Raw genomic sequence first — 14635 nt, 5'->3', positions numbered from 1 at the left:
TCACTTCTTTAAGTATTGATCCTTCAGCTGCTCCCGTAACGCCCGTTTTAAAAACTTGCCGACGGATGTTTTCGGAATATCTTTCACAAACATCACTTCATCCGGCAGCCACCATTTAGCAAACTGGGGCGTTAAAAATTCAAGAATGTCTTCCGGTGTTACTTTCCCAACATACCCTTCCTTCAGCACGACACAAGCAAGCGGACGTTCCTGCCATTTTTCATGCGGTACAGCAATAACTGCCGCTTCAAAAATCGCTTCATGCGCCATTAATGCGTTTTCTAGATCAACGGATGAAATCCACTCTCCCCCGCTTTTAATTAAATCTTTCGTACGATCGACAATTTTCACATATCCTTCTTCATCAATTGTCACGACATCCCCTGTATGCAGCCAGCCATCTTTAAAGGCTTCTTCCGTTTTTTCATTTCGGTAATATTCGCTAGCAATCCAAGGACCGCGAATCAACAGTTCCCCCATCTCTTTTCCATCCTGCTTCACTTCACCGTTTTGTCCGACTACCTTTATATCAATCATCGGAACGACAATACCTTGTTTTGCTTTTAAATCCAGCAGTTCTTCATCCGACAAATCATCTTGATAGCTTTTTGGCTTAGCAATGACAACAAGAGGGCTTGTTTCAGTCATTCCGTAAGCATGTAAAAACGGAATCGAATACTTCTGTTCAAACGTCTTAATTAAACTTTTCGGAGCAGCCGCACCTCCGCATAGCAGAGCACGTAAACTGCTTGTATCATAGTTTCCAGTCTCTAACTCTTGTAATAATCCGAGCCAAATCGTTGGAACACCCGCGGAAATCGTCACTTGTTCCGACTGAATAAGCTCAGCCAGAATTTTCGGTGTAAAATAAGGACCTGGCAACACTTGTTTCGTCCCAAACCACAGGCAAACAAAAGGAAGGCCCCACGCATTGGCATGAAACATTGGAACGACCGGCATCGCGACATCCCGCTCGCTTACTGCACCTGTATCCACTAATCCAAGCGCCATACTGTGAAGGACAATACCTCGATGTGAATAGATGACACCTTTCGGATTACCTGTTGTGGCCGATGTATAACACATGCCCGCTGGAGCATTTTCGTCTAAGTCTTGTCTCAACGCTTGCTTTGGATTCCCTTGTGCTACTAATGTTTCATAATGGTACACAGGAGAAAGAGAAGTTTTCGGAAGCTCGGCTTGATCTGTCATGATGATATACCCTTCAACGGACTTTAATTGTGGAGAAATAGCCTCAATAAGCGGAATCAAATCCGCATCGAGAAGCAATAACCGATCTTCGGCATGATTGATGATATAAGCCACATGCTCAGGAGATAATCGAATATTAATCGTATGCAATACAGCACCATAACAAGGAATCGCAAAATAAGCTTCAAGATGCCGGTGATGATTCCAAGCAAGCGTACCAATCCGGTCGCCCTCTTGAATCCCTAGCTTCTCAAAGCTGCTTGCTAATCGTCTTGTTCGCTCCGCAATTTGTGCATACGTAAGTGTATGAATTCCCCCATCTGTTCTCGATACAACTTCTTTCTTCGGAAAATATTTCTCCACTCTTTCAATCATTTGCGTTAAAATCAAAGGGGTATTCATCATCATAATCTCCTCCTTTTATAGAAAACGCTTTCATTTTATAGTATTCGCTCACCTTTTAGTAAATCCTGTTAATATATCTTAGCCTTTTTTATTTTCCAGGAAAAAAATAAAGGTTGATTAAAAACACCTCACAAACTCGTACTTTTTACGATAAATAAAAAGAATCCATTGTGAAAAAGAATAATCAAAATGGATTCTTATCTAGTAGATTCATATCTTGTTTTTATAAAAAAGGTTTGATGATTTCTGTGATCCTTGCGTCCTTTATCTGAATAATAACACGTCGTCATTTATTCAACTTTACTTGCTATTAAAATTCCTTCTATCTCTTCAACACTATTAACAATATGTGTAGGGTGAGAATCACTTAATTCTTCAAATAAACCATATCCATAAGTTACTCCAATAGAGTCAATACCCGTATTTTTTGCACCAATCATATCGTATTTTCTATCACCAATCATAATAAAATCATCCAAATTATACTTATTATACTTATCAAGTATATATTTAATAATTTCTGTTTTTTCTGTTCTTGTTCCATCAAGGTTGCTTCCAACAACAAGATCAAAATATTGGTCAATATTAAAATACTTAAGTATTTGTTCAGAAAATACAGTAGGCTTTGAAGTTGCAACAACTAAAGTATATTGTTGCTCTTTTAATGATTTTAATAGTAAAGGAATATTGGAATATAGCTTATTCTCAAACATCCCCTTATCTTTGAATCGTTCCCTGTAATAATCAATTGCCCTTTGTGCATTTTCCTCATTAAAATCGTAATATTCAGCAAATGAAACTTTAAGGGGCGGACCAATAAAACATTCAAGTTTATCAATATCAGGCTCATCAATACCCATTTTCTGTAGCGCATATTGAACAGATTTAGTGATACCTATTTTTGGGTCTGAAAGAGTTCCATCTAAATCAAATAAAATTACTTGGTATTTTTTCATATTAAGATTCCCTTCTACATCTAATGACTCCTCATTTTACCATATAAAATATAGTCGCCATGCCGGGAACACATAAAAAAGGCTGCATTTTTGCAGCCCGTTCTTAAAGGAACGCGTCCGTTAGTTGAAGAAGCACAATACATTTAAGAAATACAAATTTAATTTATTTCGCTTCAAAGTGGCTCATTTTACTGATGCACCTTCTGTTAATTTGTTTTCGTTTGGCTACTTAATTAGTGACTACCAAATGAATAATCCGACTACCATAGCACTTAACAAGGAGACAGCCATCCCACTCACTAACATCCTCCATACATTTCTTCCAATGATATGCGATTTTTGTTCATCTAGAATAGAATTAAATGTTCCGTAAATCATGCCGACCGTACTGAAATTTGCGAATGAAGTTAAAAAAGTCACCGCTACCGCAATAGTATGCGGAGCCAAGCTTCTAATCTGATCTTTTAAGTCGAGCATTGCAACAAACTCATTTGTAGCCAGTTTTATTCCCATTAATTGAGCTACGTACATAGCATCGTCTCCAGTTAAACCTAGCAAATATGCAAACGGGCTAAAGATAATGGAGAATATTTTTTGTATGGTCAAACCGTGAACAAATACTCCTAATATACCATTTACAGCCGCTGTTAAAGCTACATATCCAATAACCATAGCTGTGATAACAATGACCATTCTTATGCCAACAAGCATACTGTTTGAAATGGTTGAAAAGAAATCCTTTCGTTCCGCTTTATCAGGAACGTAAACAATATCTTCTTCTTTGCTCACCTTTATCGGGTTCAGCATGTTTGCTATCAGTAAGGCATTCAAACAATTTAATGGAATAGCAACAAATACATAAGTAGCAGGCACCATAGATAAATATGCTCCAATGATTGAACCGCTGATGCTGCTCATACTCATAATTCCGAACGTCAGCAGACGCTGCTCTCTTAATACACTTAATTGATGGCGAATAACCGCCAACGCTTCAGTGTTTCCAAGAAACATCATCTGAATAGAAAAAAAGCTCTCTAGCTTTGGCAGACCTGATAGTTTGGAGATGAGCCAGCCTACTTTATCGATGAGCCATGTCAATATCCCGAAATAGGTTAAAATGTCAAAGAAAGTGACAATGAATATAATTGGCATTAAGGCACTAAAAAAGAAATCAATTTGCTCGTTTCCCATTGCTGATGGGAATACAAACGAGATCCCTTGATTTGCACAATCAACTAACCATGTAAAAAAGGATGCAATTTGATTAATGACCCACGTGCCTATGGTAGTTGATAGCATGAACCATGTCATAAGCAATTCAGCGATTAACAAAAGGAAAATAGCTTTCCATTTAACATCCCGTTTTTCAGGAGAACATAAGTAAACCAAACCAATTACCACAAATATCCCGATTACATTTAAAAGAAAGTACAATGATTGACATCTCCTTATCTCTACCATCTCCAAGCAACTTAATTTAATGTTTGTTTTTTTACATCTTTTATGTACCTAGAAACGAAATTATATCAATAAACCAGCAATTAAAAGCCAAAGTACTTTAATAAAGTTGAAAAAAGGTAACATTACACGGGGTAACGTTACCCTTTTTTCAGTAATACATTCTATTATTTTTTAGATGATATGACAGTAATCACGGTTATATCTTTTCTATATAGCCAGTGTACTCGAATTAATAAACTCTCTCCCATTTATCAAAATCCTTCTTCAACGGACCTCCCATTAGCTTAATTACATTTATTCACAATCTTCTCTGTATACTTGAAGTGTTATTCCATTACAGGGCCCTTAAATGAAAAATGAGCGCTTATCCTTGTTCCAAGGATAGCGCCCTTTCCGCTCATTATAAAATTTCTAGTACAACTCTATATTATTACATTGGTCACTTCAGAATGTTACCATCTATACTTCAGATAACATATCCCCAAAATGAATCGACTTTCAATCTTTGAAAACTATGAGAATACTGCAATTTTACGTGCGATAGATTCTGTTAAACGAGAGGCTACTTTCGGAACAGCCCATTTAATGATCGGTGTTAATACGGCTCCAGATAATCCGCCTGCACGGACTTCTACCGTACAAGTCATTATAGTTTCACCATTAACATCTTCTGCAGTAAAGTGACCGCTTCCTGTAAAATTATCTGATAAACCTTTTAGTTCAAACTTAATATTTGACGGTTCATTCCATTCAGTAACATCTACCTGTGCTTGTATTGTTTTTTTAATACCTTTGACACTGCCTTCAAATGTCCAAATAGATTGCTTGTCATTTATGATTTTATGTTCTTTATAGGCTGGTACTGTCGTTGCCCATTTTTCGAGATCACTGACATAATCCCAAACTGCTTGTACATCTACTGGAACTACTACAGTGTGCGTTCCCGTTGCCATTATGATTCCCACCTTCACTATGTATGAATTGTAACTTTACATTTCTACAAAATAATTATTGCATAAAAAGCATAAACTTACATCATTAATTATACATAACTTTCCTTCTTTCAATTTACAATCAGTGTCGCTCCACGTTCCGTTAATAATGTCCGATGTTTCAATTCATCTATTAGCTATAATTCCCGTACCTAATAACACCAATAATTAATAACAACACTAATGCAAAAATGCATATTGTTCCGATTGAAGCTAAAACATTAAAGATTTTATTTGCTTTTGTACTAAACAGCTTACAAAATACAACATAAACTCCAACCCCAATAATTCCACCTAATGTATTTCCCATAAGATCAGTTATATCGCTGCCTCCTATAGCAAAGATAAATTGCAATACTTCAAATAACAAACTAACTCCCGCTATTGGTACAATCTTTTTCAAGAAAGACCAACTTGGTTTTAGCATACTGATATAAATTCCAAATGGGATAAATGCAAGTACGTTATAGATTATTTCACCAATATCTATTTGATTGTTTTTAATAACTGAACCAGCAAAAGGGATTAAGTTGATTCCCCTAAAATCCGTGAAATGACGCAAGTCTTGAAATGAAAATTGCATTTTAAAGAGTATAATCCACGTTAATACAAATGAATATACGCCCAACAAGCCAGCCGTTATTTTATTTTGATTATTTTTTGATTTTTCCATATCAATCCTCAATTCCTATTTACAATCTAAGCTTTTATCCTACTTTACAATTGAATCTCAGGTTTCTTAAATAACAAATTATAGCTTGGGATATTATCTGTGAATACCCCTAATCTGTTTATATACGGACAATTAACCCTAAAACTATCTGGCCCTTTACATAGAGAAAGAGCGCATTTTTCATTCTGGAAATACGCTCTTTTCTGAAATAACTAAATATGATCTTAATCATAAGATCCATTATTTTTTCTTTCGCTAAAGCATCCGATTGTTTAAGAAGAAATCTTTAACGTCGGAGATTTAAGTCATTTAAAGTTCCATTCAATATTTATCTGATTTTCTCCGCCAACTCTAAAATAATTCCCTCTGGACCACGAACGTAGCATAACTTATAACTTTCTCCATATTGCTGTATCTCACTAAAGATTTCCGTGCCTTTCTTTTTCAATTTTGCAACAATAGCTTCAATATCTTCAACAGCAAAGCAAATATGTCGGATACCCAGCGTATTTGCAAAAGGTTGCTGAAGATCTTTTTCATCTAAGGGCGAATAAAATTTGACTAACTCTATCCATGCCTGACCATCTGGCATCCCCAATCCTACACATGCCGTTTTAACATCATTAAGTCCAACTATTCTGTCCAACTGTTCTCCATCCAATTCCCATTCCGCTTGCACTTCAAGTCCTAAATCAAGAAAAAACGCTTTAGCCGCTGAAAGATCATTTACGTTTATACTCACATGATCTATTCTATTGATCTTCATATCTCATCCCCCCTATGTTCCTTTTATTTTTAATACCTGTATTCATGTAAGGCTCGTTTGAAATTCTAATTCGCTTAAATTTGAGAAAATGTCTTTTAATCCCATAGAACAAAATGAAAAAACATTATTTCACCAGTAAACATTAAAGCAAATATTGGACACAAAGAAATTTTATACATTCTCAATTGTGCCAAATATAACAACATCTTTTTAAATTTGATTTGTTGTTATTTTATCAGTTGTTCTTGTTAAACTAAACTCCCGTTACTTGAATAAGAAAAAAGCATTACCTTGTTCCAGTAATGCGCCCCTTAATTGAATAACGCTCTAACCAAAACTTTCTTTATTTTTATTAAACCAAGTAATAGAAATTAAGTAACCGATAACAGGTGATATCCCATATCCCATGATTGGCATTGGGAAATTACCAATTAACGTTACAATCATCGTGATTAGGAAGTAAACTCCTAATGATAAAGAAACAATACTTTTTTTACCGTAAAAAAAGTATGGACTTAATAATAATACAAGAGATAAAATGCCCATAATGAACCAAACATTCCCCAAGTCTGCGACTAAAAAGATTATATCTTCTACATAAGGAACTGGTTCTAAATCATCGAGAAAAACCCATGATACGGTAACAACGGCTACTGTAAGTGTGATATATAGTAACTTTATAATCCTATTACTAATCTTTTTCCAGAAAATGATTGCAGTGGCACATGCAAATGCGGTTAATTGACCTGCATCTGGATGAAACAGCAATATTACTAATGTAATTAATGTTAATCCGAATACATAATGTTCACGATTGTTTAATGCTAATTTCCATAAATGAATAATTAATAAAGGTAAAATAACACTGGCTATGTATATATTAATTGGTCCAAAGATTAACCATCGATGAATACCATCTAAATCATTAAAGAAAAAAGGCAAAACTAATAAAACTACAATAATAATGGTATGACTACTATTACCATTAATTAAATGCTTTTCCCTGTTCCTAATTATAAAAACAGAACCCAAAACGGTTCCTAATATCCAAATTATTATGTTTTGAATCCAAATACTCGAAGGCACACCATATGACACCATTGTAAGAGTCCCTATAAAGATAGCAGGAAACATAAGAAAATAGGATACGATACCTTTCAAATTATTCATGTTATACATCCTTTAATTATTTAGCTTCCATAAAATTGTAAAACAAAACCTTAATGAATTTTGTTTCTTCTTAAACTAACCTCTTAATAATTATACTTTACATTAAATATTAGACTTCTTTGTGAACTTCCTATTAAAGTATTCTGCCCTTCAGTCAAAAAGGACCGCCATATAGACGATTTCCTTGTTGTGTTAAAGCACTCCGTTAGTTAATTATCACAGTTTCATTAAAAGGAATGCCGAGATAATTATATTTTATATGAACCTTATTTACCTCTTCGTTGTGAAAAACACTAATCCCATAAATTTCATCATTTTTTGTAGCCGTCCCATTATCTAATTTTTCAAAGTTAGAAGATGGCGAACTTCCTATTTTTATCGCTACCTTGCCCATATCTGTAAAGCCAAATTTTTTTGCTTTTTCATCGGTATCATCATTCGTTATAATAAAACCTTGTAATGCATTACTAACTTGTAACCTTGTTTTCATAGGTTTTTCACCATTATTCACCGTGACATCTAATATTTTTATTTCACGAAAACCTTTATTACCGACACCAACAACAACGGATTTATTATCTTCACTTGATGCAAGTGTACCAATTTCCAATGGTGAATTGAATTTTATAAATAAATAAACACCTCCAATTATTATTGCTAAAAATAAAACTGACATCCAAATTTTCTTTTTCATTTTCTCCCATCCTTTTACATTATCTTCTTGCACTATCCTGCTCGTTCAGCACACGAAGAAAAGCTGCCTTCGATAGCAGCTAGATCTTAAACATAAGCCCCCGTTAGTGGACTAAAACGTGTGTTTTTTGCGATATTTTACTATTAAAATAGTAGAACATAATAAACTTCCAATTACGCTTACAATTATGTCGAATTTTAAAACGAACATAGCAATAGCATAGGTTTCATAATCAGGGCTTCGAAGACCTCCATTAAGAACCTCTCCTATAACGCTACCAATCAGAACAAGAAAAAAATTAGAGATGAAATAGGATTTATCTTTTCTTAAAGCCATTTGGTAATTAATTATTAGTAATAGAAATGGGATAATTAATTGAAACAACGTTTGATAAAATAAAACAGTAACCATCACCAGAAGTAAATTAATCAATAGTAAGATAGGCATTCTCATTACACTAACTCCAAGTTATTTATTTTAGTATCTTATTTCTACACTTTAGCATAATTCTTTGACTATTCTCCCGTTACTAATAAAAAATGCCTTACTCCGTTGTTTGAAGTAAAGCACTCCTTGAAGAAGAAAGTTGATCTTTTACTTGAATTAATGATCAATTTATTGGAATAGAATTCGCTTAATTGGCTACCTTCAGAATCGTAAGGTACTAAGTAATATTTAATAATAATGCTTAGAAACAAAAGAATGCTATCATATTAAAGGAATTTAGATTCAATTAATACTGAGAATTAATGATAAGTAAAGACAAAATACTAATATAACACTCATCAAAAATGATACTATTGCAGGCGTTTTTCTGATAAATGACATAATCATTAACGCAAAGAATAGAACTCCTAAAATTGTAAAAGAAATACTAGGTGGCGTAAATTCAAGTTGAATAGTCATTTCCGGATGAAACTGACCTTGATAAAACATCATAAATAATTTAGAAACCTCTTCACTTGTTACAGTAGTTTCGTGTGGCGGTGATTGTTGTCCTAATGCTGCTGTTGCTGAAAAAATAAGAAGAATGATGATACTTTCTATTCTTGCCCAAGGTCTTGGATTAAAGTTTATATCAGTTATTAATTTCTTCTTAATAAAAATACTATTAATCATTGCATATGCCAGTAAAGGAATAATCAACAGGTGTTTTATCAATAAGGCTTGCCCATAAGGAAGCATCCAAGAATTAGGGTAATCTTCAAACTCGACCACAAAGGACATAAGAACAAGTCCTGTTATAATGGTAGTCACAAAGCAAACAATCGCAACGGGTGTAAACCATTTTAAAAAATTTGACCAATTTGAATAATCTTTTGAAAACCAACTAATCACAAAAAGAATTCCTACCCAAACACTAACAGCAGTAAAATGTGCTGAGTGACTGAAAAAGCCCCATACCTGATCATAGGAACTGGCGTGACTAGACCAACCTAATGCAAGAATCAAAATGAATGTGAAGGCAATTCCAATGTAAGCATATAAAGCTCTTTTCCAATAATCAAACCAAATGAAAAAAACAAACAATATGATTGATAGAATGCAAGTGAAAAGCCACGCTTTTCCCACTTCAAACGTTAAAAGAACTGAATGCAATGTTTGGGCAAATCCAATACTAGGAGATAGATATAAAATCAATTGCAAAACGGGAAAAAACGAGAAGATAGCTATTCCACCTGTGGCTATCATTAAAGCACTCTTTGGTACACTAATATTTGGCCGATAAGTATTTGATACTAGACAAAGGAGAAAACTTCCTAAAAGAAGAGCAAAGCATAAATATAATAAAGCCTGACTAATGGTTTCTACAAAAAGCAACTTTTATTTCTTCCTTTCACATTTAATAAGAAATTTACAACAACTTTTATAAGTAAATACCTCCAAATAGTATTAACAGACTTTATTGTATCAAAGGAAAAAGTAATACTCCAAAGAAACAATTATTTCAAAAAAGCTGCAGTTTATTTTTTCATATAGTTCATTCTTATTTCACATTTTTTTCACATTTATTTAGTAAACTAATTTCGTGCCTAGAAACAACAAATTCTTTATACTTATTTTTTATGATTAGTATTTATTTTAGGAGGATATTAAAGTGAAGAAAATACTTCTTGCAACATTTATATTTATATTTGCTATTTCAACAAACGCTTTTGCACATACTCATTTAGGTAGTTCTTCTCCCAAGGATGGACAAGTTGTTACAGAAGAGCTTCGTGAAATCACATTAAATTTTGAGGGGAAAATAGAACAAGGTAGTAAGTTCGAGTTAAGTAATACTCAAGGTCAATCTATTCCTATTGAAAATATTTCCATAGACAAAGGAAAAATGACAGGTAACCTTGCAAACCCTTTGGAAAATGGAGAATATCTTGTAAATTGGAACATTATCGGGGCTGATGGACACCCAATTGAAGGAGAGTTTTCGTTTACTGTAAATATTTCAGGCTCCGAAACACCAGCTGAACCTTCAAATGAAACAGAGCAATCAATGCAAGAGGAAGCTATTAACGAACACGAACATGAGCAAACTGATGAACAACTAGCCTCTGAGGAAACAGAAGAAACAAAAGAAAGTCAATTACCATCTTATTTGATACCTACAATAATCATTGTTCTGATCATGGTAATTATTGGTGCATTCTTCGGATTACGCAGAAAAAAATAGTTGTAAATCTAAACTTCAAGTAAATATTTAGTGAAAACTGATAATTCCTGAAATCAGGGATTATCAGTTTTTCTTATTTTCTTAGAATTAATGGAAAGCATTCTTGAGTTGTTGATGGAACAAAGCATCTTTTGGATGGGTTAATCTAGCCTGAGGAATTGTTTGAAGTTGTTTTGCCCATAACCACGTTTGGTCAAACATTATACCGCATATTTATTCTTATTAAATTAACCTCCGATTGTTGAACAAAGAATACTCTACAAAATAGATCTTTTTATCAAACTTTATTTTAAATCAGCAAAAACACGACTTATCTCTCTTATGGAGAAAATCGATGTACCTAAAGGTATGACCTGAAGGCCCTCGAATTTCCTCTTTGATCCTTTAAAGAAACCAAACTTCTTAAAGCACAAAAAACCCCAAGCATTAAGCTTGGGATTTCTCATTATCCAATAACTCTTCCAACATTTCAATTTTCTTTTGTGTATAATGTTCGAAATGATCATTGTACGATTTTGGATCTTTCGGATTTGCAAAGTGAGTAATTTTCCCTGTCACTGGGTCAATAAATTTGCTCGCCGCACCGCAGCCAAGGCCAAGAATCGTTTGCTGCTCTTCCATAATCATAATGTTATAAATGCTTTCCTGACCTGGCAATGAGTAGCCGACATTTTCTAAATTACCGAGGATGTTTTTCTGACGATATAAATAATAAGGAACATATCCATGATCAGCTGTCCACTTTTCTGCTGCATGCATCATTCTTTCTACTTCATCACGAGATGCGACTTTATATTTTTGTTTATTCTTCGTCATTTCTGAAGCACGTTTAAAAGAAAGTGTATGAACGGTCAAGGATTCCGGCATCAATTTTTCTGTTTCAGCCAGCGTTGTTTCAAACTCCGGTAATTCTTCACCAGGGAGACCGATAATTAAATCCATATTAATGTTATTCATCCCCATGCTGCGTGATAAGTGGAATTTATCAATCGTTTCTTGCACAGTATGGTGCCGGCCAATCGCTTTCAATGTTTCTTGAATGTACGATTGCGGATTGACACTAATTCGGTCGATATTCCATTTCTTCAACACTTCCAGCTTCTCAGGTGTAATCGTGTCTGGTCTTCCCGCTTCAACCGTAACTTCACGAACATTGGCAACATCAGGGAAGGAAGCGTACATTTCTTCATACAACATATCCATTTCTTCAGCTGTAATACTTGTCGGTGTACCGCCGCCATAATAGATCGTCGTAATCTTAATGCCTTTTTCCTTTAAATAACGGCCCATTTCTCGTATTTCATAATGAAGACCGCCAAGGAAAGAATTAACTGAACCTTGACGTCCATTAATCGCATAAGCAGGAAATGTACAATACGCACATTTCGTTGGACAAAACGGAATCCCAATATAAATACTCACTTCTCTTCTTAAATCATACAAATCTGGGACAGCCGCTAATTGACGTTCGATAATTTTTTGCATTAAGTCAATTTTCTCATCCGAAATTAAATAATCTTCCTTTAACTCCGCATGCGCTTCTTCCATAGATAACCCTTGCTGAAGCTTTTTATGAAGCAGCTTTGTCGGACGAATTCCTGTTAAAATGCCCCACTTTTGAATCGTACCCGTAAGCTGTTGCAGCACTTGTAAATAAGCATGTGACACCGCACGCTTCACTTGCATGAATTGTTCTTTTTCTGTAGCAGGTAATATAAGCACCTCTTCATGTGCTGCTTCAAAGCGTTTGTTTGTTGATTGCTCTATCAGTACTGCAGAAACAGTAATTTGCTCTGTAACATGCCACTCTAAATGAACAACGAGCTCCGCAGCTTCTTCTTCCCCAAACTGAATGGTTGTTTCTTCAAAAAATAAATTAGCTATATTTTGAAGCGGTCGTCGAAACCGCTCATCTGTAATACCATGTATCGCAATTTGCAAATTAATCACCTATCTAATTTTTTTATCCTTTAAGAAAGTTTACCTTGTTTAAAGGATTAAAGCATAAGAAAAAAACAGCGACTTTCACCATTAAGAGCAATAAGTCGTGTTTTTTCTAATAAATATCCATGATAAGTGTACCTAATCGAGATAACACGGTCAACAGAGGAGAAACTGGGAAGAACTAAAATAATCTATATAACTGTTCTCACACTCTACCAACTCAATATTTCCGGTAAAAAACAGCTTCTTTTTGCAACACTTCGCTTCGTAAAATCGTTTCACAAATCGCAAAAATCCGCTCGATTATTTGGGTTTGATTGGCCAAAACCCGTAAAAGCAGACCGGCAACCGGTAAGCGGGAGAGGCCGATTCTTGCCTCATTTTCAAATATATGTAGTGCCTCTACTAATTCATGAAAAGCAGCATCATTCAACTTTTCATGAATAAAAAGCAGAGAACCAAAATGGGTATAACCTTCTAATAAGAGGATGGAATCTAGCTGATCCTTAGGTTGTAATAAGAGGCGATCGATTACTATTTTTCTTCGATCATAAATGACTGTCATATCGGAGTGAATCCAATCATAGGTAAAGCTCTGTTGCGTCGCTGACCAGCCTGAAGTGTACATATCTGTTAGTAATAAGCTAGAGCCTGCTTCCATTTCAATGGTCGTTTCTTGTATATACTTTGCCTGTTCATAAGCAATAACAGGATCTTGTAAATACGTTAGAAAACTACCTTTTTCAAGAAAAATCGTTGTTTGCTGCTTAGCAGGTAACGCTGTCGTTTTATAGACTTTCGTCGCTGACTGGGTCGTTAATGTTAGCACAGCCCCTTCTTCTAAATGAAAGCATTGATTGTACCGATCCCCGCCTACATAGCCGCCGCCGACATGAATCAAAAAATAAGTTGGGGAGTCCTCTTCTAAAAAAACGGGACGAGATAATTTAAACGCCCCTTCATAATAGCTATCACATAAAATGGTCTTCCCATTTTTTAATGAAGCCGTTAAATGCAATTGTCCCGTCCAATTCATTGCTCTAAACCTATTAAGAAAACCTCTGATTTAATCCAATTCACCACATCATCTAAACCTTGTTCATCTTTTAAATTAGTAAAGAAGAACGGCTTATCTCCACGAGTCATTAACGTATCTCGCTCCATGATTTCTAAGCTTGCACCAACATAAGGAGCCAAATCTGTTTTATTAATAATAAAAAGATCGGATTTAATCATACCTTGTCCGCCCTTACGCGGGATTTTCTCTCCTTGCGCCACATCGATGATATAAATTGAAAAATCAACAAGCTCTGGACTAAATGTAGCTGCTAAATTATCACCGCCGCTCTCGACAAAAATAAGATCCAAATCAGGGTGATATTCCATCAATTCATCAATGGCTGCAAAATTCATGGAAGCATCTTCTCGAATGGCTGTATGTGGACAACCTCCTGTCTCTACTCCAATGATTCTCGTTTCAGGAAGCACCCCGTTTCTCATTAAAAAGAGTGCATCCTCCTTTGTGTAAATATCATTTGTTACAACGCCCATACTAAAATCATTCGCCATCGCTCTCGTTAATTTTTCTACAAGCATTGTTTTTCCAGCTCCAACCGGACCACCTACACCAATTTTAATAACATCTTTCATCAACTATGGGCCTGCCTCTTTCTCCAGAGACAAACCTCTTC

At 34.9% G+C, this 14635-nt stretch carries 13 protein-coding genes; 1 reads left to right on the top strand and 12 read right to left on the bottom strand.

Features of this window, described 5'->3' with window-relative positions:
- From D1953_RS10285 to D1953_RS10240, 9 genes are all read right to left on the bottom strand, one after another.
- On the bottom strand, positions 1 to 1617 hold the full coding sequence (locus D1953_RS10285) for a long-chain fatty acid--CoA ligase (protein ID WP_182480574.1): 1617 nt from the start codon (positions 1615 to 1617) through the stop codon (positions 1 to 3).
- 290 nt (positions 1618 to 1907) lie between these two features.
- Positions 1908 to 2573: an HAD family hydrolase gene (locus tag D1953_RS10280; protein ID WP_119117086.1), complete on the bottom strand. Its 666-nt coding sequence runs from the start codon at positions 2571 to 2573 to the stop codon at positions 1908 to 1910.
- A gap of 240 nt (positions 2574 to 2813) precedes the next feature.
- Positions 2814 to 4007 (bottom strand): nucleoside transporter C-terminal domain-containing protein, encoded by a 1194-nt coding sequence (locus D1953_RS10275; protein ID WP_119117085.1) that lies wholly within the window; start codon positions 4005 to 4007, stop codon positions 2814 to 2816.
- A gap of 539 nt (positions 4008 to 4546) precedes the next feature.
- Entirely contained in the window at positions 4547 to 4987 is a 441-nt protein-coding gene (locus D1953_RS10270; protein WP_119117084.1) for an SRPBCC family protein, read from the bottom strand.
- Positions 4988 to 5159: 172 nt separating this feature from the next.
- On the bottom strand, positions 5160 to 5699 hold the full coding sequence (locus D1953_RS10265) for a VanZ family protein (RefSeq protein ID WP_119117083.1): 540 nt from the start codon (positions 5697 to 5699) through the stop codon (positions 5160 to 5162).
- A gap of 328 nt (positions 5700 to 6027) precedes the next feature.
- Positions 6028 to 6465 carry a VOC family protein gene (locus D1953_RS10260; protein WP_119117082.1) on the bottom strand — a complete coding sequence of 146 codons (438 nt, stop codon included), beginning with the start codon at positions 6463 to 6465 and terminating at the stop codon, positions 6028 to 6030.
- A 327-nt stretch (positions 6466 to 6792) separates the two neighbouring features.
- Positions 6793 to 7635 (bottom strand): hypothetical protein, encoded by an 843-nt coding sequence (locus D1953_RS10255; RefSeq protein WP_119117081.1) that lies wholly within the window; start codon positions 7633 to 7635, stop codon positions 6793 to 6795.
- A 205-nt stretch (positions 7636 to 7840) separates the two neighbouring features.
- Entirely contained in the window at positions 7841 to 8329 is a 489-nt protein-coding gene (locus tag D1953_RS10250) for a hypothetical protein (protein WP_119117080.1), read from the bottom strand.
- A gap of 729 nt (positions 8330 to 9058) precedes the next feature.
- Positions 9059 to 10150 (bottom strand): copper resistance D family protein, encoded by a 1092-nt coding sequence (locus D1953_RS10240; protein WP_119117078.1) that lies wholly within the window; start codon positions 10148 to 10150, stop codon positions 9059 to 9061.
- 277 nt (positions 10151 to 10427) lie between these two features.
- On the opposite strand from D1953_RS10240, the gene D1953_RS10235 reads away from it, so the two are divergent.
- Positions 10428 to 11000 carry a copper resistance CopC family protein gene (locus D1953_RS10235; protein WP_182480569.1) on the top strand — a complete coding sequence of 191 codons (573 nt, stop codon included), beginning with the start codon at positions 10428 to 10430 and terminating at the stop codon, positions 10998 to 11000.
- Positions 11001 to 11426: 426 nt separating this feature from the next.
- Here D1953_RS10235 and D1953_RS10230 read toward each other — a convergent pair whose 3' ends face one another.
- The 3 genes from D1953_RS10230 to ureG all read right to left on the bottom strand — a co-directional run bounded on the left by D1953_RS10230 (position 11427) and on the right by ureG (position 14594).
- A complete protein-coding gene (locus D1953_RS10230) occupies positions 11427 to 12941 on the bottom strand; it encodes a coproporphyrinogen III oxidase (protein ID WP_119117076.1) in 1515 nt (504 codons plus the stop codon).
- A 223-nt stretch (positions 12942 to 13164) separates the two neighbouring features.
- A complete protein-coding gene (locus tag D1953_RS10225) occupies positions 13165 to 13980 on the bottom strand; it encodes an urease accessory protein UreD (protein ID WP_119117075.1) in 816 nt (271 codons plus the stop codon).
- The gene (gene ureG, locus D1953_RS10220) at positions 13977 to 14594 is read right to left on the bottom strand and encodes an urease accessory protein UreG (protein ID WP_119117184.1); all 618 of its coding nucleotides are present in this window, start codon (positions 14592 to 14594) and stop codon (positions 13977 to 13979) included. Before ureG ends, D1953_RS10225 begins: the two co-directional genes overlap by 4 nt.
- Positions 14595 to 14635 lie beyond the last annotated feature (41 nt).

Origin of the sequence: Peribacillus asahii (genome assembly GCF_003570725.1) — a bacterium.
GTDB classification, from domain to species: Bacteria; Bacillota; Bacilli; order Bacillales; family DSM-1321; genus Peribacillus; species Peribacillus asahii.
Note: the sequence above shows the minus strand (reverse complement) of the source record. Positions and strands in the feature narration are given on the sequence as shown.

What these genes read in the sequence shown, in the direction of transcription:
- D1953_RS10285 (WP_182480574.1), bottom strand. Translation starts at nt 1,617, where the DNA reads ATGATGAATACCCCTTTGATTTTAACGCAAATGATTGAAAGAGTGGAG.
- D1953_RS10280 (WP_119117086.1), bottom strand. Translation starts at nt 2,573, where the DNA reads ATGAAAAAATACCAAGTAATTTTATTTGATTTAGATGGAACTCTTTCA.
- D1953_RS10270 (WP_119117084.1), bottom strand. Translation starts at nt 4,987, where the DNA reads ATGGCAACGGGAACGCACACTGTAGTAGTTCCAGTAGATGTACAAGCA.
- D1953_RS10265 (WP_119117083.1), bottom strand. Translation starts at nt 5,699, where the DNA reads ATGGAAAAATCAAAAAATAATCAAAATAAAATAACGGCTGGCTTGTTG.
- D1953_RS10260 (WP_119117082.1), bottom strand. Translation starts at nt 6,465, where the DNA reads ATGAAGATCAATAGAATAGATCATGTGAGTATAAACGTAAATGATCTT.
- D1953_RS10255 (WP_119117081.1), bottom strand. Translation starts at nt 7,635, where the DNA reads ATGAATAATTTGAAAGGTATCGTATCCTATTTTCTTATGTTTCCTGCT.
- D1953_RS10250 (WP_119117080.1), bottom strand. Translation starts at nt 8,329, where the DNA reads ATGAAAAAGAAAATTTGGATGTCAGTTTTATTTTTAGCAATAATAATT.
- D1953_RS10225 (WP_119117075.1), bottom strand. Translation starts at nt 13,980, where the DNA reads ATGAATTGGACGGGACAATTGCATTTAACGGCTTCATTAAAAAATGGG.
- ureG (WP_119117184.1), bottom strand. Translation starts at nt 14,594, where the DNA reads ATGAAAGATGTTATTAAAATTGGTGTAGGTGGTCCGGTTGGAGCTGGA.